Source organism: Actinomyces gerencseriae DSM 6844, assembly GCF_000429265.1.
Classification (GTDB): domain Bacteria; phylum Actinomycetota; class Actinomycetes; order Actinomycetales; family Actinomycetaceae; genus Actinomyces; species Actinomyces gerencseriae.
This window is the reverse complement of record NZ_AUBN01000014.1, coordinates 110,070-136,673: the sequence shown is the minus strand read 5'-3', so window position 1 is coordinate 136,673 and position 26,604 is coordinate 110,070. Positions and strand designations below refer to the sequence as shown.

General features: G+C 73.5%; 17 protein-coding genes. 11 read left to right on the top strand and 6 right to left on the bottom strand.

The features are described 5' to 3' along the window. The first annotated feature begins 455 nt into the window (after positions 1 to 455). From ppdK to G448_RS0107445, 8 genes are all read left to right on the top strand, one after another. Positions 456 to 3,161, top strand: a complete 2,706-nt coding sequence (ppdK, locus tag G448_RS0107485; RefSeq protein WP_026407485.1) for a pyruvate, phosphate dikinase — start codon at positions 456 to 458, stop codon at positions 3,159 to 3,161. 202 nt (positions 3,162 to 3,363) lie between these two features. Next, positions 3,364 to 3,699 carry a DsrE family protein gene (locus tag G448_RS0107480; protein WP_026407484.1) on the top strand — a complete coding sequence of 112 codons (336 nt, stop codon included), beginning with the start codon at positions 3,364 to 3,366 and terminating at the stop codon, positions 3,697 to 3,699. 485 nt (positions 3,700 to 4,184) lie between these two features. Next, positions 4,185 to 5,153 carry an AAA family ATPase gene (locus tag G448_RS15625; RefSeq protein WP_034494701.1) on the top strand — a complete coding sequence of 323 codons (969 nt, stop codon included), beginning with the start codon at positions 4,185 to 4,187 and terminating at the stop codon, positions 5,151 to 5,153. A gap of 18 nt (positions 5,154 to 5,171) precedes the next feature. Then, complete coding sequence (locus G448_RS0107465; protein WP_156910961.1) at positions 5,172 to 6,515, top strand: DUF58 domain-containing protein; 1,344 nt, start codon at positions 5,172 to 5,174, stop codon at positions 6,513 to 6,515. A gap of 134 nt (positions 6,516 to 6,649) precedes the next feature. Next, positions 6,650 to 9,496 carry a transglutaminase TgpA family protein gene (locus G448_RS15620; RefSeq protein WP_156910960.1) on the top strand — a complete coding sequence of 949 codons (2,847 nt, stop codon included), beginning with the start codon at positions 6,650 to 6,652 and terminating at the stop codon, positions 9,494 to 9,496. Positions 9,497 to 9,568: 72 nt separating this feature from the next. After that, the gene (locus G448_RS0107455) at positions 9,569 to 10,873 is read left to right on the top strand and encodes a restriction system modified-DNA reader domain-containing protein (protein WP_026407481.1); all 1,305 of its coding nucleotides are present in this window, start codon (positions 9,569 to 9,571) and stop codon (positions 10,871 to 10,873) included. A gap of 93 nt (positions 10,874 to 10,966) precedes the next feature. Beyond that, positions 10,967 to 13,519: a bifunctional lysylphosphatidylglycerol flippase/synthetase MprF gene (locus G448_RS0107450; RefSeq protein WP_026407480.1), complete on the top strand. Its 2,553-nt coding sequence runs from the start codon at positions 10,967 to 10,969 to the stop codon at positions 13,517 to 13,519. Continuing rightward, positions 13,512 to 14,897, top strand: coding sequence for an alpha/beta hydrolase (locus G448_RS0107445; RefSeq protein ID WP_026407479.1), 1,386 nt, complete (start codon positions 13,512 to 13,514; stop codon positions 14,895 to 14,897). Before G448_RS0107450 ends, G448_RS0107445 begins: the two co-directional genes overlap by 8 nt. Before the next feature lie 115 nt (positions 14,898 to 15,012). On the opposite strand, the gene G448_RS0107440 is transcribed toward G448_RS0107445, so the two are convergent. From G448_RS0107440 to G448_RS0107420, 5 genes are all read right to left on the bottom strand, one after another. Then, entirely contained in the window at positions 15,013 to 16,071 is a 1,059-nt protein-coding gene (locus G448_RS0107440) for an alpha/beta hydrolase (RefSeq protein WP_026407478.1), read from the bottom strand. Next, the gene (gene metX, locus G448_RS15615) at positions 16,068 to 17,372 is read right to left on the bottom strand and encodes a homoserine O-acetyltransferase MetX (protein ID WP_245572240.1); all 1,305 of its coding nucleotides are present in this window, start codon (positions 17,370 to 17,372) and stop codon (positions 16,068 to 16,070) included. Before metX ends, G448_RS0107440 begins: the two co-directional genes overlap by 4 nt. A 256-nt stretch (positions 17,373 to 17,628) precedes the next feature. Beyond that, positions 17,629 to 18,561, bottom strand: a complete 933-nt coding sequence (locus G448_RS0107430) for an alpha/beta fold hydrolase (RefSeq protein ID WP_026407477.1) — start codon at positions 18,559 to 18,561, stop codon at positions 17,629 to 17,631. Then, the gene (locus G448_RS0107425; RefSeq protein WP_026407476.1) at positions 18,558 to 19,238 is read right to left on the bottom strand and encodes a TetR/AcrR family transcriptional regulator; all 681 of its coding nucleotides are present in this window, start codon (positions 19,236 to 19,238) and stop codon (positions 18,558 to 18,560) included. Before G448_RS0107425 ends, G448_RS0107430 begins: the two co-directional genes overlap by 4 nt. Positions 19,239 to 19,446: 208 nt before the next feature. Next, complete coding sequence (locus G448_RS0107420) at positions 19,447 to 20,805, bottom strand: O-acetylhomoserine aminocarboxypropyltransferase/cysteine synthase family protein (protein ID WP_026407475.1); 1,359 nt, start codon at positions 20,803 to 20,805, stop codon at positions 19,447 to 19,449. 307 nt (positions 20,806 to 21,112) lie between these two features. Between G448_RS0107420 and G448_RS0107415 the strand changes: the two genes are divergently transcribed. Next, a complete protein-coding gene (locus tag G448_RS0107415) occupies positions 21,113 to 22,744 on the top strand; it encodes a C40 family peptidase (protein WP_034494698.1) in 1,632 nt (543 codons plus the stop codon). Between the two features lie 191 nt (positions 22,745 to 22,935). On the opposite strand, the gene G448_RS0107410 is transcribed toward G448_RS0107415, so the two are convergent. Beyond that, positions 22,936 to 23,436 (bottom strand): inorganic diphosphatase, encoded by a 501-nt coding sequence (locus G448_RS0107410; RefSeq protein WP_026407473.1) that lies wholly within the window; start codon positions 23,434 to 23,436, stop codon positions 22,936 to 22,938. Positions 23,437 to 23,663: 227 nt separating this feature from the next. Here G448_RS0107410 and dacB point away from each other — a divergent pair, with 227 nt between their 5' ends. Continuing rightward, on the top strand, positions 23,664 to 25,061 hold the full coding sequence (dacB, locus tag G448_RS0107405) for a D-alanyl-D-alanine carboxypeptidase/D-alanyl-D-alanine endopeptidase (RefSeq protein ID WP_026407472.1): 1,398 nt from the start codon (positions 23,664 to 23,666) through the stop codon (positions 25,059 to 25,061). A 221-nt stretch (positions 25,062 to 25,282) separates the two neighbouring features. Continuing rightward, positions 25,283 to 26,563 carry a zinc-dependent metalloprotease gene (locus G448_RS0107400; RefSeq protein WP_026407471.1) on the top strand — a complete coding sequence of 427 codons (1,281 nt, stop codon included), beginning with the start codon at positions 25,283 to 25,285 and terminating at the stop codon, positions 26,561 to 26,563. The last annotated feature ends 41 nt before the right edge of the window (positions 26,564 to 26,604 follow it).

The following is a 26,604-nucleotide window of genomic DNA, read 5'->3' as shown; positions in this document are numbered from 1 at the left end:
GCGCTGGGGGTACGACCGCGCGGTTTTACGTACGACCGGGTGGGACCGCGTACGACCACGTACCCCGAGACCCCGACGAGGAAAGCCCCGCACAACCCCATCCCCACGACACGAAGAACCCGTTTTGAGCAGTTGTCGTAACTCCTGTGATACGTGGGGCCGGGCTGGGCGCATGGTGGCGCTGCGTCTGCCCGGGTGGCCCCGCGCCCCGACCCGCTCCGGGACGCGGCGCTCGGCGTTCCCTGAATCTCCTCCCCTCGACGTCGGCCGCCCATGCCGCCGAGCCCCGCGGCGTCGGCGGGCGCGCCGGGAGGAGGCGCGCTGGAGTCGGCGTGTTTGGTCTAGGACTGAAGTCACACTAGAGTCATATCGTGAACGACGCGTCGCCGCGTCACGCCTGCATCAGGACGATCTGAGGCAGACCCGAGAACGACCCGAATCAGAAAGGGGCATCGATGCCCAAGTACGTGTACCGCTTCAGCGAGGGAGACAAGGACCAGAAGGACCTCCTGGGCGGCAAGGGAGCCAACCTCGCCGAGATGACCCGTCTCGGGCTGCCGGTTCCTCCCGGATTCACCATCACCACCGACGCCTGTCGCGCCTACCTGGCCGACGACGAGGTCCCCGACGAGCTCGCCGTCCAGGTCACCACCGCTCTGCGCGGCGTCGAGGAGGAGCTGGGACGCGAGCTCGGCGCTGCGGAGAACCCGCTGCTGGTCTCCGTTCGCTCCGGGGCGAAGTTCTCCATGCCCGGCATGATGGAGACGGTGCTGAACATCGGGCTCAATGACGACTCCGTGGAGGGCCTGGCCGCCGCCAGCGGCGACGAGCGCTTCGCCTGGGACTCCTATCGCCGTCTCATCCAGATGTTCGGCAAGACCGTCCTGGACATCGACGGCGAGCACTTCTCCGACGCCCTGGACGTCAAGAAGGTCGAACGCGGCGTCACGCTCGACTACGAGCTGGACGTGACCGCTCTCACCGAACTCGTCGAGCAGTACAAGGGAATCGTCCGCGAGCGGGCCGGCATCGACTTCCCCCAGGATCCGCGCGCCCAGCTCGATATGGCCACCGAGGCCGTCTTCCGCTCCTGGAACACCGAGCGCGCCCACATCTACCGCCGCCGCGAGAAGATCCCCCACGACCTGGGCACCGCCGTCAATGTGTGCACCATGGTGTTCGGCAACATGGGGGAGACCTCCGGCACCGGCGTGTGCTTCACCCGCGACCCCTCCAGCGGCCGATCCGGCGTCTACGGCGACTACCTGGTCAACGCCCAGGGCGAGGACGTCGTCGCCGGCATCCGCAACACCCTGTCCCTGACGGATCTCGAGCGCTTGGACAAGACCTCCTACGACGACCTGCGCGCGGCCATGCGCAAGCTCGAGACCCACTACCGGGACCTGTGCGACATCGAGTTCACCATCGAGCGCGGCAAGTTGTGGCTCCTGCAGACGCGCGTGGGCAAGCGCACCGCCGCGGCCGCCTTCCGCGTGGCCACCCAGCTGGTCGACGAGAAGCTCATCACCATGGACGAGGCCCTCACCCGCGTCACCGGCGAGCAGCTCACCCAGCTCATGTTCCCGCAGTTCGCCCCCACCGCCAGTCGCGACCTGCTGACCCGCGCCATGCCGGCCTCCCCGGGGGCGGCCGTCGGCCACATCGTCTTCGACAACGACGAGGCCGTCGCGCGCTCCGAGGCGGGGGAGTCCGTCATTCTCGTGCGTCGCGAGACCAACCCCGACGATCTGCCCGGAATGGTCGCCGCGGCCGGTGTGCTCACCGCCCGTGGCGGCAAGACCAGCCACGCCGCCGTCGTCGCCCGCGGCATGGGCAAGACCTGCGTGTGCGGAGCCGACGCCCTGGAGATCGACGCCGTCGCCAAGACGGTGCGCGTCGCCGGCCGCGAGGAGACGCTCACCTCCTCCTCGATCATCGCCATCGACGGGCAGTCCGGCGAGGTCTTCCTGGGTGAGGTCCCCGTTGTCGACTCCCCCGTCATGACCTACCTGCGCCGCGGGCTGGAGACCGCCCTGGACTCCGCCGGCGACGTCGACACCCGTGAGCTCGTCACGAGCGTGGACCGCCTCATGCGCCACGCGGACGCCGTCGGCCGCCTGCAGGTGCGAGCCAACGCCGACACCCCCGCCGACGCCCGCCACGCCATCCACCGCGGCGCCCGGGGCGTGGGGCTGTGCCGCACCGAGCACATGTTCCTCGGTGAGCGCAAGCAGTTCGTCCAGAACCTCATCCTCGCCGAGTCGGACGCCGAGCGCGAGGAGGCCCTGGCGGCCCTGCTGCCGCTGCAGAAGGGCGATTTCGTCCAGATGTTCGAGACGATGAACGGCAAGCCCATGACGGTGCGCCTCATCGATCCGCCGCTGCACGAGTTCCTGCCGGACCTGACCGAGCTGAGCGTCAAGGTCGCCCTCGATCGTGAGCGCGGAGTCCTCGACCCCGCCGACGAGGATCTCCTGGAGATCGTGCGCAAGAGCCATGAGTCCAACCCGATGCTGGGGCTGCGCGGCGTGCGGCTCCTGCTCACCATGCCGGGCCTCATCGAGCTGCAGGTGCGCGCCATCGCGGAGGCCGCCGTCGAGCGGCTGCGGGCCGGGGGCGATCCGCACCCGGAGATCATGATCCCGCTCATCGGCTCGGTCCGTGAGATGCAGATCGCCCGCGACCGCGCCGAGAAGGTCCTCGCCGAGGTGTCCGTCGAGTCCGGCTACGAGCTGGACTTCCCGATCGGGTGCATGATCGAGCTGCCCCGCGCGGCCGTCACCGCCGCGCACATCGCCGAGGAGGCGGACTTCTTCTCCTTCGGCACCAACGACCTGACCCAGACCACGTGGGGCTTCTCCCGTGACGACGTCGAGTCCTCCTTCGTGGGCCGGTACATCGCCCAGGGGATCTTCGGGTCCTCGCCCTTCGAGTCCATCGATGTCGACGGCGTGGGCAGCATGGTGCGCCTGGGCGTCGAGGGCGGCCGTGAGACGCGGCCCGGCATGAAGGTGGGCGTGTGCGGGGAGCACGGCGGCGACCCGGAGTCCATCCTCTTCTTCCACGAGGCGGGTCTGGACTACGTGTCCTGCTCTCCGTTCCGCGTTCCGGTCGCCCGGCTGGAGGCGGGTCGCGCGGCGGTGCTCTCGCCGGTCGAGTGACTCGGTAGGAGCGGGGCCGGCCGGGCCCGGGTGCCCAGGGCGGGGGCGGGTTCCCCATCCGGCCCCGCCGCCCCGCCCGCCGCCTTCGCCGAGATCGGTCGAGTTCCGGCTCGAGATCGGTCCGGTTCCGCACCGAGATCGGTTCGGTTCCGCACCGAGATCGGACATGATCTCGGCCCTGCCAGCGGTAGAATCGCGATTCATGGGCGACTCGCGGTTCCTGCTTCACGTCACACAGGCCGATCGATGGCTGGCCGTCATCAGCAACCTGCGCAACCTTGCCGATCAGGGTCTGTCCCCTCGGGTGAGGGTGATGATCAACGGCACGGCGATCTATGCGGTGCAGGGCGTCAACGATTGGACGGAGGCGATGCGCGAGTCCGCCCGGGACGGCGCTGTCTTCGAGATCTGCTCGCGCTCCGTTGCCAACCATGGTCTGCCGCGGGAGACGTTGCCGCCGTGGTTGACGCTCGTCGACGCGGCGATCCCGGCCATCGCTGAGTGCATCGCCGAGGGCTGGACCTACATCAAGCCCTGACGCCGGCGCTATTGTTCGGCGCGGTTGCCGAGCCCCGATGTCCGTACCCGATGGGCGGGACGCCGTCAGCGACTCTCGGCCAGGGCGTGGCGAGGGCGATCGTGCAGGGCATGCGGTCCATGCGGTCCATGACGACCGCCGTTCCCCGCCCCCCCCTGGACGACCGGCCACGGCGGTTCGGTCGCGCCGGGGCTGACGGGGCCGGCGTCGGGGTCCGGCGATTCGGCCGCGCCGGGAGTCGTGAGTTCCCGAGTGCTTCGCACGTGGACTGATGGCCCGCTCCCCGGGGGTGTACGGCATCGGCTCAAGCGGCGAAGCGCTCGCGGATCGTCCGAATGGTCGTGCGACCGCCCCGATTCTCGACGGCGAGCGCCCGTCGGCCATTGAGGCGGACCGATCTCGGCGCGGAACTGGACCGATCTCGGCGATGGCGAAAACGAGGCCCTGAGCGGGAGGGGCGGGGTGCGGTGAGGCAGGATGTGGCCATGAGTCCAGCCCCCTTCGGCCCCGACGCCCTGGGCGCATTCGTCGACGCCCTGCGGTCGCGCATCGGGACCGTGGTCGTCGGCAAGCCGGAGGCGGTCGATGCCGCTGTCGCCACCTTCCTCGCCGGCGGCCACCTCCTCATCGAGGACGTGCCCGGTGTCGGCAAGACCACCCTCGCGCTGAGCCTGGCCCGCTGCCTGGACCTGACCGCCTCCCGCATCCAGTTCACCGCCGACCTCATGCCCACCGACGTCACGGGGCTGTCCGTCTACGACCAGGCCGCCCGGGAGTTCCGCTTCCACCCGGGTCCGGTCTTCGCCGGCGTCGTCATCGCCGACGAGATCAACCGCGCCACCCCGCGCACTCAGTCCGCGCTCCTGGAGGCCATGGGGGAGGGGCGCGTCAGCGTGGAGGGGCGGACCCTCGAGCTGCCCGATCCCTTCATGGTGGTCGCCACCCAGAACCCCCTCGACATGGAGGGCACTTTCCGCCTGCCCGAGGCCCAGCGCGACCGCTTCATGACCCGTCTGGCCATCGGCTACCCCGAGCCCGACGCGGAGTCGGCCATGCTCCTGGCGCGCTCGGCCACCGATCCGACCGACGCGCTCGTGCCCGTCGCCACCGCCGACGACGCGGTCCGCGCCCGTCGGGCCGTGGCCGGCCTGCATGTCGCGCCCGCCGTGGCCGCCTACGTCGTGGCCCTCGTCGCCGCCACCCGTGCGGATCCCGACCTCGTCCTGGGGGCGAGCCCGCGCGCCGGGCTGCACCTGCTCGCCATGGCCCGGGCCGGCGCGGCCATGGCGGGCCGGGACTACGTCTCGCCCGACGACGTCGCCCTGGCCGCGCCCGGTGTCCTGACCCACCGTCTCGTGCCCGCGGGACGCCAGGCCTCGGCCGCGGAGGCGGCTGCGGTGGCGGCGCGCGTCCTGGCGGACCGCATCGCGTCCGTGGCCGTGCCCAGGGGCTGATCGGCGTTGGGGCTCAGCATGACGGCGGTCGCGCCCGGACGCCCGGGCGCCCGACGCCGCCCCGTCCGGAACGGGATGGTGCGGTGGCGGCGCCCGCCGTGGGTCGCCCCGACCTCGCACGGGGCCTGGCTCCTGGTGGTCGCCGTCGCCCTGGTGGCGGGCGGGGTCCTCTGGGGAGTCCGTCTCGTGCGCGACGCCGGTCTTCTGCTGGCCTGCCTCGCGGCGACCTCCTTCGCGGCGGCCTCCGCCGGAGCGGTGGTGCACGCCGTTGCGCTCGCTCGCCGACGTCCGCAGCCGGTCGGGCCGACTCACGTCGAGGCGGGCGAGACGGCCCGGTGGAGCCTCACGACGGATCGCCCGGGCGCGTCCCTGCCGGCCTGGGTCCTGTGGCGCGCCCCGGAGGGCCGTTGGCTGCGGGCGCTCGTCGAGGGACGCAGCGATCTGCTGCTCGCGCTGCCGCGGCGCGGCTCGTACCGGATCAAGGCGGACGGCCTGACCTTCACCGACCCGCTCGGCCTGTGGCGGGTCCGCGTGCCGCTCGGCGAGGGCGCGACGGTGGTCGTCCTGCCGCGACCGGTGCCGGTGGTGCTGCCGTCCATCGGCGGAGCGGCTCCCGCAGGCCGTCTGCGCGCTGATCGCGGCGAGGAGCTCGCGGGCCTGCGCGACTACCGGCGCGGCGATCGCCTCTCCTCCGTCCACTGGCGTCAGTCCGCTCGGCTCGACCGCCTCGTCGTCGTCGACGCCGAGCGCCGCACCCGCGCGCGGCGCACCGTTCTGCTCGACACCCGCGCCGCCGCCTACGACGACGGGCGGGCGGATGGGCGGCCGGGTCCGGCGGGGCGCCGGGAGCGGCGGAGCCGCGCCGCGACGGGGGCTGACGTGCTGGAATGGGGGCGGCCGTCGACGGGGCTGGGACGGAGCCGCGCCGCGACGGGGGCTGACGCCTTCGAGACGGCCGTCGGCCTCGCCGCCGGTGTGCTCCGGGAGTGGGAGTCCGTCGGTGCGGACCTGCGTCTGGTGGTCGGGCGGCGGATCCTGGAGGCCGACGCCGGGGAGCGCGGCGGGATCACGCGCCTGCTGGAGGCCCTCGCCCTGGCGGCGACCACGCCCGGCCCCCCGGACTCCGGGCCGTTCGAGGGCGATGCGCCCGACGTCGTCATCACCTCGGCGATCGCGCTCGCCGATGTCGGGCGGGGGCTGGTCGCCCCGCGCTCGTCCGGCGATCTCCTCCTCGTCGGGTCCGGCGCCGAGGCGCGGACCCGCGAGGCGCCTGCGAGCTGGAGGACCCGCGTCGTCCCCGTGGGCGCCGGGCTCTCCGGCCCCGGGCCGGGCCCCGGTGCGACTCGGGACGGCGGCCGATGACGCGCCGCGCCCCGCGCGCGTCGATGGGCCATGCCGCCGGCGCCGCCGAGCCCGTACGGTGTGCCGGCCGCGCCCCGCGCGCGTCGGCCGACCGCGTCCCCGTCGAGGCGCTCCCCGCGCCGACGGCCCCCGGCGTGTCGCCACCCGCCGACCCGGCCCGCGGACAGCCCCTGCTGGCCGCCCTTCTCATCACCATCCTGTGGGCCAACGGCCTGCGCGCCCTCGACGCGCTCCTGCTCCCCGGTGCCTGGAGCGGCTGGAGCCTTCTCATCGCCGCCCTGACCCTTGCGACGGCCGGGATCGTGCGCACCATCCGGCCCGTCCGCATCCTGGGCGCCGTCGTGCTCAGCCTCCTCGTCGGCGCCGTCCCGACGGGCCTGGCCATCGGCTCCGCAACAGGGCTGGAGACCTGGTGGGCCTCGCCCGGCGAGCAGCTCAGGGCGGCGGGCCTCGCCGTCCACCAGGGCGTCGCGCCGCTGGAGGCCACCCCGACCCTGTCCGCCGTGATCGCCCTCGTCAGCCTCCTGTTCTCCTGGGCCTGCGTGCTCATGAGCGCCGGGAGCGGCGACGCGGTCGGGGTCAGCGGGTTCGTGCCCGCGGGGGCGCTGCTCGTTCCCGGTCTCGTCGTCGGGCAGATCCCGCCCACGCGGTCGGTTCTCGTGGCCGGTGCGTGCCTGGTCCTGCTCGTGGGCTCCGCCGCGCCCGCGGCTCCCGGCCGCACGGACCTGCCACGGGCCACCCGCCTGCGCCGGGCCGTCGTCCGCGCCTGCGGGCGCGCCCTCGTCATCGCCTCCGCTCTTGGCCTGGCGGCGGGCGCCGTCCACCTCGCTCCGATCTTCCCCGACCGTCCCTGGGGACAGGTGCCAGGGCGACCCGCCACCGTCCCCGAGACCACCCTCACCCTGAATCGGGACCTCGTCCGCGGTTCATCGGCCACCGCCTTCGAGCACAGTGACGCGGGATTCCCCGAGGGCGCGAGTCTGCGCCTCACCCTCGCCGTCGTCCGCGACCTCGACGGGCCGAGCTGGAGCCCCCTGGCCGAGGCCGAGGGACTCGCTCCGCTCTCGGACCCGGCGTCCCCGGCCGGTACCGGCGCTCTGACGGCCGGCGGAGCGGTGGCGGCCGACGGGACGGCGGCGGACGTCGAGGACCCGGCCTCCTACGAGCGGCTGCCCAGGGTCCGCGTGCGCGTCCGGGACCTGTCCGGCCGCCGCCTCCCCCTCCTGCAGTCCACCGCCCTGGTGACGATGGACGGCGCCGACGACGCGTCGTCCGCTTCTTCCGATTCCGCCGGGCGGGCGCCGACCGCGGCGGACTGGTGGTGGGTCGCCGGGACGGGCACCGTGATCTCGACCGGCGCCCCGACGCAGCCGGATACCGGTTTCACAGCGTACGGCTGGTCCTCCGTCGCCGACTCGACCGGCCTCCCGCGGCTGGCCCCGCCCGCGAGCGCGGCCGCGCCCTCCCCCGGGACGCTCGCCCCGTACACGTCGGTGCCGGAGGGGAGCCGGGTCGTCCGGGACGCCGCCGAGGAGGCGATCGGCGCGTCGGGGGCGACCGGCTCCGACAACGCCACCCGGGCGGCAGCCCTGGCCGCGTGGTTCCACGGAAACGGCTTCGTCTACGACGAGTCCGCCCCGGGCGGTTTCGACGGCGGCGCCGACGGCGCGAGCGGCGGTGGCGGCGCGAGCGGTGCCGCACCGGGTTCCGGCGCCTCCCGGAGCCCGACGGCGACGGTGGAGGCCTTCCTGACCGAGCGCCGCGGCTACTGCATCCACTACGCCGCGGCCTTCACCCTCATGGCCCGCGGCCTCGGCATTCCCACCCGCATCGCCATCGGCTACGCCTCGCAAGCGGCCACGAGCGGCGACGCGCCGACCGCCGTCTCCGGGCGGGACCTGCACGCCTGGCCCGAGGTGTGGATCGACGACGTCGGCTGGGTGGCCTTCGAGCCGACGCCCGGGGGCGCCGGAGCGCGGGCGGACGCGGCTCCGACTGAGGAGACCTCCGCCCCTCCCGGCGGCGCGCAGGCGGGGACGACGCCTCCGGCCCCGCCGAGCCCCTCGACCGCGCCGCGGGGAGACGACTCCTCCGGTTCGGTCGGCGGTTCCGCCGCGGAGGGCGACGGGGCGCGCCCGTCCCCTCCGGCCGTCGCCGCGCTGGCAGCGGGCGTGCTCGCCGCGGCCTGCCCCGGCGGCCTGCGGTGGCACCAGCGCCGGCGACGACGTCGGGAGGTGGCCGTCGGCGACGCGCCGGCCTGCGCCGCCTGGGAGGAGGTCCTGGCCACCGCCGTCGATCTGGGACTGCTGGGACGTCGTTCGGACGGGCCGCGGATGATCGACGACGGCGGGCCGCGGATGGCCGGCGGGTCGCGGTCGCGGATGACCAGTGGGACGCGGTCGCCCGGCGGGGCGGGGGCGCCCTCGCCCGGTGGGGACGGGCGGCGATCGGACCCGCGCGGCGGGCGCCCTCGGGCGCTGACGCCCGAGGCGATCGCCGAGTACCTGTCCGGACTCATCGCGGCCCGTGGTCGGGAGACGGTCCCGGAATCCTCGGGGGCTGCTCGGCAGGACTCGGAGGCGCCGCCGGACCCGGGATCGCCGCCGGACGGGGGCGGCGGGCGTCCCGATGGATCGTCTCCGCAGCCGGCGGAGCCGCGGCCATTACCCCAGCCGGCGGAGCCGCGGCCATTACCCCAGCCGGCGGAGCCGCGGCCGCCGTCGTCGGCATGGAGCCCGGCGGAGGCGCTCGGCGTGCTCGCCGCGCAGGTCGTCGCCGAGCGTTTCTCGCTCAGCGCGGAACTTCCGGGACGCGTGGGGGAGAAGCGACGCGTGGGACGCACGTTTTCCCGGTCTCGCAACGATATCGATGCGGACCTGGGTCGGCTCCGCGTGACGCTTGCCACCTGTGTGCCGCGTCGCCGCCGCCTTATAGCACTCCTCGCGCCGAATTCCGTGATGCCGCACCGGTGGCGGGCATGAGAGGATGACGGAACAACGGCCTCACCGGTGTGGAGCCGTCGTTAGGACCGAGATGATCCAGAAAGGCACGTCATGGCGCTGTTCGAGTTCACCGGTACCCGACTCGAGGCCACGGCCCTGGGGGAGCCCGCCGACGCCGCTCAGCGCCGGACCGTGCTGGGGGCCGTGCGCGGACAGCTCGTCGATGTCCTGCGGCGCCCCGTCTTCCCCGTCGTGTGGCAGCGCGAGGGCGAGTCCGATGTGCTCACCGCTCTGGATGCCGCCTGTCAGGTGATGTGCGTCGAGCTGCTCGAGCAGCTCGACGCGGGCGCGCTCGTCTCCGCGATGGCGCGCACCGCCGCCGCCGCGCAGAGCGGATGGGCGGACCTCGCCTCGCGCTACCCGGGCGGGAGCGCCGCCTTCCGGCAGGACTGGGACGAGTTTCGCGAGACCGTGCCGATCAGCGCCGGGCCGAGTCCGCGCTTGACCCTCATCGCCATGGGCGTCAACGACGACGTCCGGGCCTCCCTCGCCATGCTGGTGTGCTCGGGCGTCGAGGTGCAGGAGGCGCAGGTCCGCACCGCCTCCGACGGGCGCGTCCTGGTCGGGCTGGAGCCCGTGCGTCACGACGTCCTGGGCGGATCCGGCGCGGTCCTGGTGGCCAGGGCCTCGCGCGTGGCGCTCGAGGGGCCGAAGGCGGGCGACGGGGACGATGACGGAGCCGGGGCCGCCACGACCGTTCCGGTGCCGAGTGCGAGACGGGGGGGCCGGCCCTCTCGCGCGGGGAGGAGGGGCCGTGCGACGGCGCCGCCGACCGGGCACGTCGCGGTGACCGGGCCCGCCGAGGCGACCGGGCGCGTCGAGACCGCCCGTGCGCGCCCGGCGGGGGCGCGTGCGGGGCGCTCCCGGCCCGCCCGGGCCAGGGCCGCCGGTCCCGCCGTTGTCGAGCCGGAGACCGTCGAGGCGGTCGAGACGGGGACGGGGCACAACGATGTGACTGTGCCCACGGTGCGACTGGTGGACTCCGTCGACTCGGCGGAGTCGGCGGAGTCGGTGAGCACGGACACCGCCGGGATCGACCGCAATCATCGCGCCGCGGGCCCGGTTCTCGGCGCGCAGCCGACCGTGCCCTCCGGCGGGAGGTCGGCGGCGGCGCTCGCCTCCGTCGCCTCTCGGATCGACACCCCGGCGACGCTCGTGTGGCAGCGCGTGCGGCGCGGCATCCATCACGAGGCGGTGCTCAACGCCGAGGGCATCATCACCCTGTCCAATGGCATGAGGTTCCGCGACCCCTCCGCCGCCGCCAACGCCGCGCAGCACACGCAGGACATCGACGGGTGGCGCGTGTGGCGCATCGGAGCGCAGGGTCCCGCCCTGCGCGACTTCATCGAGGGCTGATCCGCTCCCCGCCCGGCCCCTATGAGGAGAACCGCACGCTCTTCCTCCCCAAGATGGAGGCTGGCACCGCGGCTCATCGTCCATGATGTGCCCATGTCGACCCAGGCAGATTCCCACTCCGTCCGTTTCGCGAGGCACGTGCCCCCGCGCGTGATCGCCAGCGCTCGTACCACCCTCGCCTGGCTGCGCAGCGGCCGTGTCTCGTCCGTCCTCGCCGGGCTCCTCATGCTCAGCACCGCTGCTCTGGCGGCCGTCGACCACGTCCCGCCGCTGCGTCTTCCGCGCAACCCGCTCGCAGCGGACCCCGCTCCCGCCGAACCCGGAGGACGCATCTGGAGCCTGCTGACGGCATGGGCGGGCGCCGCCCGTCTCAGCCCCCTCATCGGCGTCATCACCCTGCTCACGATCGGCATCGCCATCGAGCGCTTCATCGGCGCCCGGCGCTTCCTGCTGTCCGCCCTCCTCTCCCACGTCATCGGCGTCGGCGTCGCCCTGATCGCCCACCCGCTCATCAGCGCCGTCGCGCCCACGTGGGGCCATGCCACGACCCACCAGCCGATCTCGGGAACCCCGCTCCTCCTCCTGGGCCCCCTCCTGGCCTCGACGGCGCTGATGAACCAGACCTGGAGCCGCCGCACCCGTGTGCTCACACTCATCTTCCTCCTCGTCGAGACCGCTGTCACCGGCACACCGGGCTCCCTGGCCCGCCTTGCGGCGGCCGTCGTGGGACTGCTCCTGGGGGCGGTCGCCTGGCGCAGGTCCACCTCCTCCCTTCGGCTGTCGCGCACGCGCAGGTCGTCGCGGAATCTCCTGGCGCTGCTCGTCGCCTGCTGGTCGCTCACACTGACGCTGGCCGCCGTCTCGCGAACCTCCCTCGGTCCCCTCGCCGACGCCCGGTACGGCATCTTCCCGGAGACGGACACCGCGAATCCCCCCTTCGGGGCCTTCCTCCTCAGTCTCATGCCGCTCCTCCTGCAGCTCGCCCTGGCGGACGGTCTGCGTCGGGGGCGCCGCACGGCCGCCATGGGCACGATCGGGCTTCAGGCCTTCCTCGCCCTGTGCTCGATCCTGTCGGCCAACCTGGCGTCCTTCAGCGCCGAGCTCACGCTGGAGGGAGGCTCGTCGCCGGCTCTCGCCCCGCAGGACGCCTGGAACGGCTCGAATCGCGTCGCCGTGCCCATCATGCTCAACATCGGCATCGTGCTGCTGGTCGTGTGGAACCGCGAGCACCTGGGACTGCACACCCGTCCCGGCGTCGTGCGCAAGGCGGTGGGGGCGTGGGCGGCGATCGCGCTCGTCTGCGCCGTGGCCAGCGTCGGCCTGGGCATGGCCGTCGTGGGCGACTTCCGGGCCTCCCCACCCATCGCGGAGGGATTCCAGGCCACCGCGACGCCTCTGGAGCTGCTCCTCGACTTCCTCGCGCGCATCCTGCCGACCTCCGCCGAGGGCCTGTTCGTCCCCGTGCTCCTGCCGACGGGCTGGGTCGCGAGCCTCGCCGCCTGGTTCTTCCCCACCCTGGCCTGGATCGCCGCCATCGCGTGCACCTGGGTGGCGCTGACCAAGCCCGCGATCACCCCCGGCGTCAAGCACGAGGACCTCGTCGCCCTGGTGCGGGCGCGCGGCGCCGGCACCCTGGGCTGGATGCTCAGCTGGCCCGGCAACGAGACGTGGATCGCCGACGACAGGCGCACCGGTTTCGCCTACCGAGCGGGCTCCGGGGTCGCCCTGACGCTGGGCGACCCGGCCGCCGCCGGCCCCGAGGACACCAAGGCCGCCGTCGAGGGCTTCACCGCCTTCGCCACCGACGCCGGCCTGGTGCCCGCGCTGTACTCCGTGCACGAACCCACCATGCTCGCCGCCCGCGAGCAGGGATGGACGATCCTGCAGGTCGCCGAGGAGGCCGTCATCGACCTGCCCGACCTCGCCTTCAAGGGCAAGGCCTTCCAGGACGTGCGCACCGCCCTCAACCACTCCCGTCGCGAGGGCATCACGGCGGAGTGGACCACGTGGCGCACGGCCCCGGAGGGCCGCCGCGACCAGATCCGGGCGATCTCGCAGGGCTGGGTGGGGGAGAAGGCCCTGCCGGAGATGGGCTTCACGCTGGGAGGCCTCAGGGAGATCGACGACGACGACACCCGCCTGCTGCTCGCCGTCGACGAGAGCGGCACCGTTCACGCGGTCACCTCCTGGATGCCGGTGCACCGCAACGGCAAGGTGATCGGCCTGACCCTGGATCTCATGCGGCGCCGCGAGGGCGGGTGGCGCCCGGCGATCGAGTTCCTCATCGCCCGCGCCGCGCAGGACGCCCAGGCCGAGGGCCTCGAGGTGCTGTCGCTGTCCGGTGCGCCGCTGGCGCGCTCCGGGACCTCCGGGGACCTGACCGGGGACGGGACCGACGACGTCGGCGCCTCGCGCTTCGACCCGCTGCTGGACCTGCTCGCCTCGCTGCTCGAGCCCGCCTACGGCTTCGGATCGCTGCACGCCTTCAAGCGCAAGTTCAAGCCGCGCAAGGTCCCCATGTACCTGGCCGTGCCCGACGTCGTGGACCTCGCCGCCGTCGGCGTGGCCATCGGCCGCGCCTACCTGCCCGACCTGACCCCCGCCCAGACGGCGCGCTTCGCGCAGGTGCTCGTGGCGCATGACTGACGCGCTCTCCGAGGCCCTGCGCTCCGTGCGGCTGATCCAGCCCTGGATGGGCGGGGCGTGCCTGGCCGTGGTCGTGCTGATCGCGGGGGCGCTGTGGGGGACGCGGACCCGCCATCTTCCCCGGCGCCGTCAGGTGGCGGCGCCGCTGGCGGGGCTGACGCTCTCCCTGGTCGGCTGGTGCGCGGTGGACGTGGTGTGGCGCCCGGTGGCCGACGGCCTGGGCCCGGTGGTCTGGGTGTGGTTGGGCCTGACCGGCGCCGTCGTCGTCCAGGTGCTGCTGGGGGGCAGCGCTCGGGCCGACCATGACCGCGTGCACGACTGGAAGCGGCGGCTGGTGCGCGCGGTCGGGTCGGGTGCGAGCATTGCGGCGACGGTGGCGGCGGCCCTGCTGGCGGTCAACGCATTCTTCGCGGCCTTCCCCTCGTTGGCGGCGGTCTTCGGCATGGGTGTGGCGACGACGCCGCTGGCCGCGCTTCCCGCGGCGGCGGCGCATCCCCGGGCTCCGCAGCGGGGCGGGGAGGCGCTGTCCTCGACGTGGAGCGCACCCGCCGACATGCCGTCGCGCGGTGAGGTGGTCACGGCGACGATCCCCGCCGGCGACCAGTCCGGCACGCGGGGGTTCAGGCCCCGGGACGCCCTGATCTACCTGCCGCCCGCCTATCTGACGGAGCAGCGGCCCGCCCTGCCGGTGGTCGTCGCGCTCACGGGACAGCCCGGGAGTCCCTCGGACTGGTACGAGCTGGGCGGACTGAAGGACACGATGGACGCCTACGCGGCGGCGCACGACGGCCTGGCGCCGGTGGTGGTGGTCGCCGACCTGCTCGGCAATCCCTACCGCAACCCCCTGTGCTCCGACACCGTGCGCGGCGGGAGGGTGGCGACCTACCTGGAGCACGACGTGCCGGCCTGGATCCGGGAGAACCTGCAGGTGGACACCGATCCGGCGCACTGGGCGGTGGCGGGGCTCTCCAACGGCGGGACCTGCGCGCTGCAGGTGGTCAGCCGGTCCCCGCAGGTCTACCCGACCTTCCTGGCGATGAGTGCGGAGGAGCACCCGAGCCTGGGGTCGGAGGAGCGGACGGTGAGGGTCGGCTTCGACGGCGACCGTGCGGCCTACGAGGCCAACGACCCGATCTCGATCATGGCGTCCGCGCCGTCCGGGCGGTACGCGGATGTGGCGGGCGTCGTGTCCGTCGGGAGCGACGACCACGAGTACGCGCCCGCGGCGTCCGTGCTGGCGGAGGCCGCGACGCGGGCGGGCATGAGCATCTCCCAGCGGGACTACCCCGGCAGGCACACGTGGGCGCTGTGGTCGGTGGCGATGGCGGACCAGGTGGACTGGCTCGGCTGCCGGCTGGGGATCACCCCGGCCCCCTAACGCCGAGATCGGTCCGGTTCCGCGCCGAACTCGAGCCGGAACCCGACCGATCTCGGCGACCAAGCGCCCGGATCCCCGTGCCCGCCCGCCGCCCGGCCTCCGCCTCGCGCTCGGCTCAGCGCAGGACGTAGCCGCCGAGCCACCGCCGCATGGCGGCGAAGACCTGCTCGCGCACGGGCGGGGCCGACAGCACCAGGTCGTGCACGCCGCCGTCGAACCGCGCCACCGTCACGAGCTTGCCCAGTCCGATGGCGCGGCGGGCCGTCGCGTCGGCGTCCACAATGGTGTCGGTGCACCGCGAGTCCTCCGTCCGCGTCACCCCCAGGTGGCTGCGCGCCGATCCCATCGACAGGACCGGGCAGCGGATGTCGAGTCCGGCGGCCACGCGCGCCTGCCCGTCCAGGATGGCCAGCAGCCAGCCCGGACGGATCGGTGCGGACGGCAGGAACGACCACCGGGGCTCGATGCCCCATCCGGTGACGTAGGGGTCGTCCGCCCAGGACGGGTCCGGCAGCTCGCCGTCGCGCTCCGTCCACCCGTCCGTGATGCGGAAGAGCGCCTCGGGCGCGTAGGCGGGGGTCGGGATGGACATGCGCGGGTCGCGCCGCGCCAGCGTCCTGACGACCGATTCGCCGATCATGCGCACCGGCACGGATCCCTGGAGCTCCAGCCACGCCGAGTTCAGCATGAGCGCCGCCAGCGCTCCGGGGTGGCGGTCGGCCCACAGGCAGGCGGTGAGCCCGCCGGCGGAGTGCCCGCACAGGACGACGTCGGTGCCCCAACCGCGCTCGGCCCGGATGGCCGCCAGGGCCAGATCGATCTCCTCGTCGTAGTCGGTCAGCGAGGTGATCCACCCGAGCATCTGCCCCTCGCGCAGCGAGCGCCCGTAGCGACGCAGGTCCAGGGCGTAGAAGGCCCCGCCCAGGCGCGAGATCTCCCGTGCCAGGTCCCTCTGGAAGAAGTAGTCGTTCCAGCCATGCAGGTACAGCAGGGCGAAGGTCGTCCGCGTCGGTGTGCCCGCGAGGGCGCCGGGATCCGAGGCGGGCATGTGCCGCACCAGCGTGGCGACCGCGCCGTCGTCCTCCTCGTCGGGCAGGAGCTCGAGCGTGCGCGCCTCGAAGCCGGGGCCGAGGAGGTCGGGGCCCCAGGCGCCGACCGGTGCGGACGCGCTCACCCCCCGGCCTCCGCGCCGGGCGCCGTCCCGGTCCCGGACCGGGCCGTCTCCGAGCCGGTTCGACGTCCCGAGTCCGCTCCCTGCCGAGTCGCTGCGGCCCCCGTCCGGTCCCCCGACTCGGCCCCGGCGAGGAATCGGCGCAGGATCGCCTCCATCTGCTCGGTCTCGATGAGGAAGCCGTCGTGCCCGTGCAGGGAGTGGATGGTCTCGCGGCGCGCCCCCGGAATCCCGTCGGCGAGCTCCTCGGCCTGCGCGGGCTGGAAGAGGCGGTCGGAATCGACGTCGACGACGAGAGCGCGGGCGGTGACGGTGCTCAGCGCGGCCCGGATGCCGCCGCGCCCGGTGCCGACGTCGTGGACCATCATCGAGTGGGTGACGATGAGGTAGGTGTTGGCGTCGAAGCGGGCCAGCAGCTTGCCGGCGTGGTAGTCGAGGTAGGACTCGATCTGGTAGCGGCCGCCGACGGCGGGGTCCTCGTCGTCCTGGTGGGACCGTCCGAAGCGGGCGTCGAGCTCGGCGGCGCTGCGGTAGGTCGTATGGGCCAGCGCCCGCGCCAGGCCCAGGCCGCGCACGGGGCCGACGGAATGGGAGTAGTAGTCGCCGTCGAAGAAGTACGGGTCGGCCACGATGGCGAGCTCCTGGAGGTGGCACCAGGCGAGCTGGTCGGCGGTGGTCGAGGCGCCGGTGGCCACGAGCGCCAGGTTGCGCACCCTCTCCGGGTGGCTGACGGCCCACTCGATGGCGCGATGCCCGCCCAGACTGGCGCCGATGACCAGGTGGAAGGCGGCGATGCCCAGGGCGTCGGCGAGTCGCGTCTCGGCCTCGACGGCGTCGCGGGTGGTCAGCCACGGGAAGCGCGAGCCCCAGGGGCGGCCATCGGGGGCGATGGAGGAGGGCCCCGTCGATCCCTGGCACCCGCCCAGGATGTTGGCTGCGACGACGAAGTAGCGGTCGGTGTCGATGGCGCGGCCGGGCCCGACCAGGGCGTTCCACCACCCCGGGGCGGGGTGCCCGGGGGCGGCGTCGCCGGTGACGTGGGAGTCCCCGGTCAGCGCGTGCAGGACGAGGACGGCGTTGTCGCGCTCCGGGCTGAGCGCGCCCCAGGTCTCGAAGGCGAGATGGGTGTCCGGCAGGACCTCGCCGGACTCCAGGGGCAGGTCGCCGATCTCCACGAAGCGGCGGTGGCCGGGCTCGTCGCCGGGGCGCCACGCCCCGGTGGGGGAGCCCGCCCGACGGTCCACGAGCTTGAGGGCCGCGGTGCCGACGCCGGGGGCGGGGGAGGGCGAGGTCATGGCGGTCATCGTATCGCGCGTTGTTCCGGCGATCGCCCTGCGGTCGCCCGGCGCACGGGGACTCCGCGAACGCGCCCCGCGCCCCAGCAGCTCGCCCTGCGGCCGCCCGGCGCACGGGGACTCCGGCGAGGTCGGTTGCGGGGCCGCTCGGGCGGCCCGAGCGAGTGCTTCGCCACTTGGACCGGTGGTTCGCCGCTCAGAGGTATACAGCACTGGCTCGAGTGGCGAGGCATGCGGGACCTCCGGGCCCTTGGCGCAACCGGCGTCAGTCGGCGTGCTTCTCGATGAAGCGGAGGATCGCCTCCTCGCCCCGGCGGCCGTGGCCGGCGATGAGGTGCCCGCCGGTGTCGAAGATCGCCGTCGTCAGATCCGGGTACCGGTGCATCGAGGCCTGCACGTGCCCCGCTGGGGGAGAGAGGGCCGCCATCCTGTCGTCCTTGGCGTGCACGAGCAGGACGGGAGGTTCGAGCTCCTCGATCGGATAGTCCTCGAAGTGCACCGCCATATCCCGGTTGGTGATGGAGGCGTCGATCTCCGCTCCCGCCCTGCGCTCGGCCAGCGGGAGCATGCTGTTGACGGTCTCGGGCGCCATGCCCAGGACGGGCCCGAAGAATGGTGAGAGCAGCCACATGAGCCAGTCGTGATTCATGAACGACGGTGGTCCCATGCGACCGGGCGGCGTCGTGGGCCGGGACGGCCAGGGCGCGGCCGAACTGAGGAGAATGAGTCCCTTGACGCGCTCCGGGTGGTCCAGGGCGAAGCGGATGGCCGGCGTCCCTCCCGCCGACGCCCCCAGGACGAACACCCGCTCGATCCCCAGGTGATCGAGCAGCTCGGCGAAGACGGCGGCCTGGTCGGCCGGTGAGGCCTCGCCGCGCACGGCGCTGCCGGGGTAGCCGAAGCGCGACGGCGCGATGATCCTGCAGTGAGCGGACAGGCTCCCGACGTTGTCGAGGGCCTGGTCGTAGCCGCCGTAGAGCCCGTGGACCGACAGGATGGTCTCGCCGGTGCGCTCGCGTCCGGGCCCGCGGTCGATGTAGGCGACGTCGCCGTGGTCGAGCGTGGCCGTTTGCACCGGGCGGCCGGCCAGCCGCGCACGAGCCGCGGTGCGTGCTCGTCTGAGACGGAGGGCCTGGGCGGCGCCGTGGACGGCCAGTCCCGTGCCGAGGAGCCCGACGGCGGGCAGGGCGCGCCTCATGCCGGGGCCTGCGCTCCGTCGTCGGCCATCGGCTGCCGCAGGTGGGTCGAGCGGAAGTGCCGCACATGGGCGGCCAGCAGGGATCGAGCCCGTTCCTCGGCGCCGCGGTCGCCGTCGCCACCGCACTCGGCGAGCTGGATCAGCATGAGAACCGGGCCGAAGAAGGCGAGGGCGGTGGCCTCGGGATCCAGGTCGGGGCGCAGCTCCCCGGCGGAGATCAGCCGCTCGAACAGCTCCGAGTGGAACTCCAGCGGTCGTTCGACCCAGTAGTCGCGCAGGCGGCGGCCGATCTGCGGGTCGCGGTACTGGTGGACGACGAGCAGGCGGCGCAGCGCCGCCAGCTCGTCGTCGTGCAGCACCGCGTCGAGGAAGCCCCGGGCGATCTCGATCAGACGCCCCTCGGAGATGCCCCGGTAGCCCGGGAGGGCGGACTCGGGGGAGTCGACGGCGACTCCGAGGCCGGCGGCGACGGCGGCGAGGCGCGCGTCGGCGCGTTCCAGGAGGGCGTCGAAGATCGCCTGCTTGGAGGCGAAGTGCTTGTACACCGAGCTCTCGCGGATGCCGACGTCGCGGGCCAGGTCGCGGATCGATGTCCCATCCAAGCCATCGCGGGAGAAGCGAGTCAGGGCGGCGTCGAGAAGGTGCTCCCGCGTCGAAGGCGAACGAACGTTAGCCATGAGTCGATGGTAGCACCGGCGCCGGCGCCGCGCCGTGCTCGCAGGGGGTGTGCGAGCTCGATCGCGATCCTCCCGTCGTGGGCCCTGCGGCGGGAGAGCGGACCGATCTCGGTGCGGAACCGGACCGATCTCGGTGCGGAACCGGACCGATCTCGGCACGGAACCGGACCGATCTCGGCGCGAGGGGGGCGGGGCGGAGGCGGGCGCGTCAGCGCGCGGCGGCGGCCAGGCCCCGCTCGAGGTCGGCGATGATGTCGTCGATGTGCTCGATGCCGATGCTCAGGCGCACGGTGCCGGCGCTGATGCCTGCCCTGGCCAGGCCCGCGTCGTCGAGTTGGGAGTGGGTCGTGGTGGCCGGGTGGACGCACAGCGAGCGGACATCGCCGATGTTGGCGAGGTTGGAGAACAGGCTCAGGGCGTCGATGAAGGCGGCCCCCGCCTCGCGCCCGCCGGCCAGATCGAATGCGAAGACGGACCCCGCGCCGCGCGGGCAGTACGTGCGATGAAGCTCGTAGTACGGGCTGGAGGGCAGGCCGGAGTAGCGCACCTCGGCCACTTCGGGGCGGTCCTGGAGCCATTGGGCCACCGCCAGGGCGTTGTCGACGTGGCGCTCCATGCGCAGCGACAGCGTCTCGACGCCCTGCGCGATCAGGAAGGCGTCCATCGGGGAGGCCGCGAAGCCGAGGTCGCGCTGCCCCCGGGTGTGGACCTTGAGGATGAAGGCCATGTTGGCGCCCATCGCCCCGCCCACCCCGAGGTCGCGGGCGTAGACGAGCCCGTTGTACGAGGGGTCGGGGGTGTTGAAGCCGGGGAAGCGCTCGGGGCGGGCGGCGTAGTCGAAAGCGCCCGAGTCGACGATGACGCCGGCCACCGACGACCCGTGCCCGCCCAGGAACTTGGTGGCCGACTCCACCACGATGTCCGCGCCCCACTCGATGGGTCGGGTCAGGTAGGGGGAGGCCATGGTGTTGTCGACGACGAGCGGGATGCCCCGGGCGTGCGCGGCGGCGGCGATGGGCTCGATGTCGAGGATGTCGCCCTTGGGGTTGGGGATCGACTCGCCGAAGAAGCAGACGGTCGTCTCGTCGGCGGCCGCCGTCCAGGAGGCCGGATCGCCCGGGTCCTCGACGAAGCGCGTGGTGATGCCGAGCTCGGGCAGGGTGTGGGTCATGAGGTTGACGGTGCCGCCGTACAGGGACGGGGAGGCGACGATCGAGCTGCCCGCGCCGCCGAGCGTGAGGAAGGTCAGGGTCTCCGCGCCCATGCCGGAGGCGACCAGGTGCGCGCCCACTCCGCCTTCCAGCGCCGCGATGCGGGCGGCGACGATCTGGTTGGTGGGGTTGTCGAGACGTGTGTAGATCGGACCCAGCGAGCGCAGGGCGAAGCGGTCGGCGGCCTCGGCCGCGTCGGGGAAGACGAAGGAGGTCGACTGGTAGATCGGGATGGCCCGTGCCCCGGTGGCGGCGTCGGGGGTGTGCCCGGCCTGGACCTGCTTGGTCTCGAAGCGCCAGCCGCTCGGATCGGCGGCGGTGGGCTGGGCCGGGGTGTCTGCGGCGGCGGTGGACATGTGACGCTCCTTCGCGCGGGTGGCCGGGTGCTGCGCTCACCGTAGCTCACCGCAGCTCGCCGAGGCGGCAGCGGCATCGGCCCGCGTCGGTGCGCTTCCATCCGTTGCCCGCTCCGCTCCTCCGGGTTCGGGGCTCCCGGTCCGACGGCGAGCCCCCGCCTGCGCGCACCTCTCCACCTCCCGGGGTGCATGTGACTGATGTGAATTATGATGTTCTTGTTTTACTTTGAGGTGCGTGCGACTATTGTGTCCATTGATTCAGTAGCGCGTCCACCAAGGCGACGCGCCGTGACATGACGGAGACCTTGTGAGCCTGACCCATCGCACGCAGCGGCCGCGCGGTGCCGTGCGCCTCACCGAGCTGACAGGGAAGCGCTTCGGCACGACCCTGGCCGCTCTCACCCTGACCCTGGCGCTCGCCCCGACTGTGAGCCCCACTGCTCTGGCCGACGATGTGACGCAGAATGACATCGACCAGTCCAAGACGACCGAGAGCAGCACATCCACGTCCATCGCCGACCTCGAGGCCCAGCTCAGTCAGCTCAACGTCGACCTCGAGTCGGCTCGGCGGACGGCCCAGACGGCCGATGAGGACTACCTCGTCGCCGCCAACGACCTCAAAAACGCGACCTCGGACGCGGAGACGGCGCAGCAGGCCGTCACCGACGCCGCGGCGGATGTCGCCACGGCGCGTCAGGACCTGAGCGGTGTCGTCGCTCAGACGTACGAGGAGGGCAATACGGGGCCGCTCGACGCCCTGACCCCGTTCCTGACGAGTCAGTCGGTCGGGGACCTCTCCGATGCCACCGTCGCCATGGAGTACATCGGGGCCGGCGTCGACTCCCGCATGCAGACCGTCGAGACGTGCCTGGCCGCGGCTAACACCGCGCAGACGGAGGCCGATCAGAAGGTCGCCGACAAGCAGACGGCGGCCACGCAGGCCGAGGAGGCCAGGAGCACCGCCGAAACCGCTGCGACGAACGCTCAGACGGCCGTCACGAACGCCAGGACGCAGCGGTCCAACCTCATCACGCAGCTGGCCGAGCAGCGCAACACGACCTACGAGCTGGAGGTCAAGCACCAGGATCAGGTCGAGACCGATCGCAAGGCTCGCGAGGAGGCCGCCGCCAGGGCGGCGGTCGGGGCCGCTCCGGCTCCTTCCTCGGCTCCTCAGGATCCGGCCAGCGCTGTGCCGACGGCGTCCGCCTCTCCCACTGCCGAGCCCACGCCGACCGCCGCGCCCTCCGCCGAGCCCACGCGGCCCGCGACGCCGACTGCCGAGCCGCCGACTGCCGAGCCGCCGACCGCCCAGCCCACGCCGACGGCCGAGCCCTCGCAGTCCGCGACGCCGGAGCCCGCGCCCTCCGCGACGCCGACGGCTGAGCCGCCGACGGCTGAGCCGCCGACTGCCGAGCCCACGCCGACGGCCGAGCCCACGCAGACCCCGACGCCCGAGCCCGAGCCGGCTCCTGCCGAGGAGGAGCCCGCGCCCGAGCCGGAGCCGGAGCCTGAGCCGGCTCCTGCCGAGGAGGAGCCCGCGCCCGAGCCGGAGCCGGAGCCCGCGCCCTCCCATGGTGCGGGCGCCGAGGCCGCGATCTCCGCCGCTCAGAGCTATCTCGGCGTGCCCTATGTGTGGGCCGGAGAATCCTACGACGGCGTCGACTGCTCCGGTCTGACGATGCTCGCCTACCAGGCCGCCGGGATCGAGCTGACGCACTCCTCGCGCGTGCAGTACGGAGAGGGGGAGCAAGTCGACCTGGACGACGCTCAGCCCGGCGACCTCATCTTCTGGTCCTCCGACGGCACTCAGGAGGGCATCTACCACGTCGCCATGTACCTGGGCGACGATGAGATGATCGAGGCGCCGACCTTCGGCGTCCCCGTTCAGATCACCTCGGTGCGCTACTCCGACATCATGCCCTACGCCGTGCGTCCCTGACGGGCTCCGGCGGTTCCGACCACTCAGACGGCGGTCGGAACCGCCGGGATCGCATCGAGGGATCGATTGCGAGAGACGTCGCCCCCGGCCTCCGCGCGAGGCCGGGGGCGACGACGCGGGCGCACGAACCGGCTAAAGCCGGCGATCGTCCTCCGCGCGAGGCCGAGGGCGAGGGCGGGACTCCCGCCGGATCAGCGGCCCTCGCGGGCGGCCCGCTCGGCCTCGCGCTCGTAGGAGCGGCGGATCTCCTCCTCGGCCTCCTCGCGGCCGACCCAGTGGGCCCCCTCGACGCTCTTGCCGGGCTCCAGGTCCTTGTAGACCTCGAAGAAGTGCTGGATCTCCAGGCGGTGGAACTCGGAGACGTCCTCGATGTCGGTGCGCCAGGAGGCGCGCTGATCGGCCGACGGCACGCACAGGACCTTGTCATCGCCGCCCTTCTCGTCGCGCATGCGGAACATGCCCAGGGCGCGGCAGCGGATGAGGCATCCGGGGAAGGTGGGCTCCTCCAGGAGCACGAGGGCGTCGAGCGGATCCCCGTCCTCGCCGAGGGTGCCCTCGACGAAGCCGTAGTCGTCCGGGTAGCGCGTCGAGGTGAACAGCATGCGATCCAGCATGATGCGGCCCGTGGCATGATCCACCTCGTACTTGTTGCGGTTGCCCTTGGGGATCTCGATCGTGACGTCGAACTCCACGGGTGTCTCCTTTATCAGTGTCGCAGTGTCGTCGGTGCAGTGTGTCGGCGGCGTTGCTGACGCCGACGTTGTTCGGTCTCGTCCTGGTCGGCCTCAACCGCCCCAATGGCACTAGTGTGGCCCACGACGGCGCTCCCGGCGGGACATCCTGCGGCCCGGTTCCCCGACGGGGCCCGGCCGCTCCCCCCGCGGGCCGTCCAATCACCGGCCGACTCATTGGAGGAGATGTGCGCAAGGCTCAGATCGCGGCGCTCACCGTCGCCACGCTCGCCGTCGCGAGTGCCTACTACGGGCTCGCCGATTCCCTCGACCTCGTTCCGGGGCCGCTGAGCGCAGCCTCGAGCTCCTACCGGCCGCAGCCCTACCCGACGCCGTCGGCCCCGGACGAGGACTCGGGCGTGCCATCGGGGCTCGACGCCGACGCCCCGGCTCCCACGACCTCCGCCCTGAGCTCCTTGGCCACCACCCTCTCCTCGGACCCCATGGTCGGCAAGGCGACCACCACCGTGACCGTGATCGACACCGCCACCGGTGAGACCCTGCTCGATACGGGCGGCGGGAATGCGCTCACGCCCGCCTCCTCCAACAAGGTCCTCACCGCCTGGGCGGCGCTGTCGCAGCTCGGGCCCGAGCACACCCTGACCACCAAGGCGGTCGTGTCGGGCAGCACCGTCACGCTGGTCGGCGGCGGAGACGTGCTGCTGGCGGCCGATGCCGGGGACCCGAACGCCACCGTGGGACGCGCGGGCCTGGGTGACCTCGCCCGCTCCGCCGCCGTCGCCCTGCAGGCCAAGGGCGTCACCAGCGTCAGTGTCGCCCTGGACGACACCCTGTTCACCGGCCCCACCTGGAACAGCGGCTGGGAGGAGGGCAACGAGGCGTGGGTCGCCCCGATCCAGCCGATCATGCTCGACGTGACCGCGCACTCCCACAGCGGCACCTACCCGGCAGACCCCGCCATGGAGGCCGCGAAGGCGTTCTCCGACCAGCTCACGGCCGCGGGCATCGCGGTGACGGGGGACGTCTCCCGGGGCGCCGCCCCCTCCGACTCGACAGAGCTGGCCTCCGTCGAGTCCGCGCCCCTGGCCGACGTGCTGTCGGTGTCCCTGAAGGCCTCCGACAACACCATGACCGAGGTCGAGGGGCGCCTCGTCGCCGCCGATGCGGGGCAGCAGACCTCCTTCGAGGGCGCCACCGCGGCCGTGCTGGCCCGGCTGAGGGATGATGGCTTCGACACCTCGGGCGTCACCGTGCTCGACTGCTCGGGTCTGGCCCTGGGCGACAAGGTTCCCGGCCGGCTGCTCGCGCAGATCATCGCCCGGGCCGCCGGCGCGGACGGCGGCGCCGTCGGACGGACCCTGCTCACCGACCTGCCCGTGGGCGCCCTGGACGGGACCATGGAGGAGCGATTCGTGGGTGTCGGGGGCGCCGGGACCGTGCGCGCCAAGACCGGCTCCCTGGGCACCGTCGCCTCGCTGACGGGCACGGTCGTGACCAAGGACGGGCGGCAGCTGGCCTTCGCGGTGATCGTCGATGGCTTCGAGGACGGCGGCCTGACCTCGGCGCGCACGGCGATCGACAACGACCTCATGACCCCGTTGGCCGACTGCGGCTGCCACGGCTGAGGCTCCGCCCACCGGCTCTCCAGCGGTTCTCCGCCGGCCGCCGCCGACTGTCGTCTCGCCGGCCGTTGGCGGTCGACTGCTGGTCCTCCGCGGCTGCCGCCCGCCTTCTGCTGGCTGCCTTCCGTCTTCCGCCGGCCGACGCCGATGCTCCGGCTCGGTGCCCGCGACGCGGCCGGCCTCGGCTGTCGTGATCGGCGAGTCCGCCCTGGGACAATGAGGCCGTGAGACCGAGCCCCGTTCCCGTATCGACCGCCGCCGATCTCATCGACTGGGACGTTGCCGTGCGCTTGGCGCGCGCCGTCGTCCCCGCCGGCCCGCGCGTGCCGGCCGCGACCCGTCGTGCGACCGTCGCCCTGCTGCGCCGCAGCATTGCCGGCGCCCTGCCCTGGGCCGGTCGTATCTCCGGACTGCCCGACGCCGCCCGGTCCGCGAGTGCGACCGCCGAGATCCTGGTGGTGGACCGGGCGGGCCTCATCACCGCTTCGGCGGCGTGGCTGCGCGAGCTCATGGATGGGTGCGCCGCGCCCGACGGCGGGCTCGGCGCGCGCACGCTCGCCACCGCTCAGGTGGGCGCCGTCCTGGGGTGGTCGTCCGCACGGCTCCTCGGCCAGGTCCTGCCCCGGCTCGATGCCCGCGCCCCTGCCGGTGCCCCGTTCGACGCAGCGGCCCGGCCCGGCGCCCGTCCCGCCGTCGGCGACATCCGGCCCGACGCCCGTGCCGGCGCCTTTCTCAGCAGAGGGTCCCGGCCCGGCGCCCGTCCCGCCGTCGGCGACGCCCGCACCGGAGTACATGCCGAGGCCGACTCCCGCACCGGAGCCCGTCTCCTGCTGGTGGCCCCCAATGTCCTGGAGATCCGGCAGCGCCTCGATCTCGATGTGCTCGACCTGCCCGCCTGGGTCGCCCTCCACGAGGCCACGCACCTGATCCAGTTGAACGCCGCGCCGTGGCTGGCGGGGCACCTGGCCGATCAGTTGCGCGTCGTCGTGGGCGGGCTCGTGGCCGCGAGCCGGAGCGCGGCCGCCGGTGGCCCGGGCCCGTACGCCGGGATCGCCCGAGCCGTCGCGCTGGCGCGGAGCGCGGATGCGAGCCCGACCGAGCCGGTCGAGCTCCTGCTCAACGGATTTCTCGGAGCGCCCGAGCGAGAGCATCTGGCGCGCCTCTCCGCGATCCTGGCGCTCCTCGAGGGGCACGCCGAGGCGGTTCTCGACGCCGTCGATCCCAGCCGGATGCCCTCGGTCCACCGGTTACGGGCTGTGCTGGACCGCACGCGCCGCGCGTCCGGCGGCTCCGGGCCGGGGGCGGGCGCGGGCCCGCTGCTGAATCGCCTGATCGGCATGGAGACCAAGGAGGCCCAGTACGCCGATGGCGCCGCGTTCGTGCGCGCGGTCGTCGAGCGAGTGGGGTGCACCGGCCTCAACACGGTGTGGGGCGGGCCCGCCAACCTGCCGCTGCCGGAGGAGATCCCCCGGCCCGACCGGTGGATCGAGCGCTGCGGACTGTGACGTGATCGGACCGTGAGGGGCGGAGCCGATGACATTGTGGC

Bases quoted from the DNA above. Each gene is read 5' to 3' on its own strand.
- ppdK (WP_026407485.1), top strand. From the start codon at position 456: ATGCCCAAGTACGTGTACCGCTTCAGCGAGGGAGACAAGGACCAGAAG.
- G448_RS0107480 (WP_026407484.1), top strand. From the start codon at position 3,364: ATGGGCGACTCGCGGTTCCTGCTTCACGTCACACAGGCCGATCGATGG.
- G448_RS15625 (WP_034494701.1), top strand. From the start codon at position 4,185: ATGAGTCCAGCCCCCTTCGGCCCCGACGCCCTGGGCGCATTCGTCGAC.
- G448_RS0107465 (WP_156910961.1), top strand. From the start codon at position 5,172: ATGACGGCGGTCGCGCCCGGACGCCCGGGCGCCCGACGCCGCCCCGTC.
- G448_RS0107455 (WP_026407481.1), top strand. From the start codon at position 9,569: ATGGCGCTGTTCGAGTTCACCGGTACCCGACTCGAGGCCACGGCCCTG.
- G448_RS0107450 (WP_026407480.1), top strand. From the start codon at position 10,967: ATGTCGACCCAGGCAGATTCCCACTCCGTCCGTTTCGCGAGGCACGTG.
- G448_RS0107445 (WP_026407479.1), top strand. From the start codon at position 13,512: ATGACTGACGCGCTCTCCGAGGCCCTGCGCTCCGTGCGGCTGATCCAG.
- metX (WP_245572240.1), bottom strand. From the start codon at position 17,372: ATGACCGCCATGACCTCGCCCTCCCCCGCCCCCGGCGTCGGCACCGCG.
- G448_RS0107430 (WP_026407477.1), bottom strand. From the start codon at position 18,561: ATGAGGCGCGCCCTGCCCGCCGTCGGGCTCCTCGGCACGGGACTGGCC.
- G448_RS0107425 (WP_026407476.1), bottom strand. From the start codon at position 19,238: ATGGCTAACGTTCGTTCGCCTTCGACGCGGGAGCACCTTCTCGACGCC.
- G448_RS0107420 (WP_026407475.1), bottom strand. From the start codon at position 20,805: ATGTCCACCGCCGCCGCAGACACCCCGGCCCAGCCCACCGCCGCCGAT.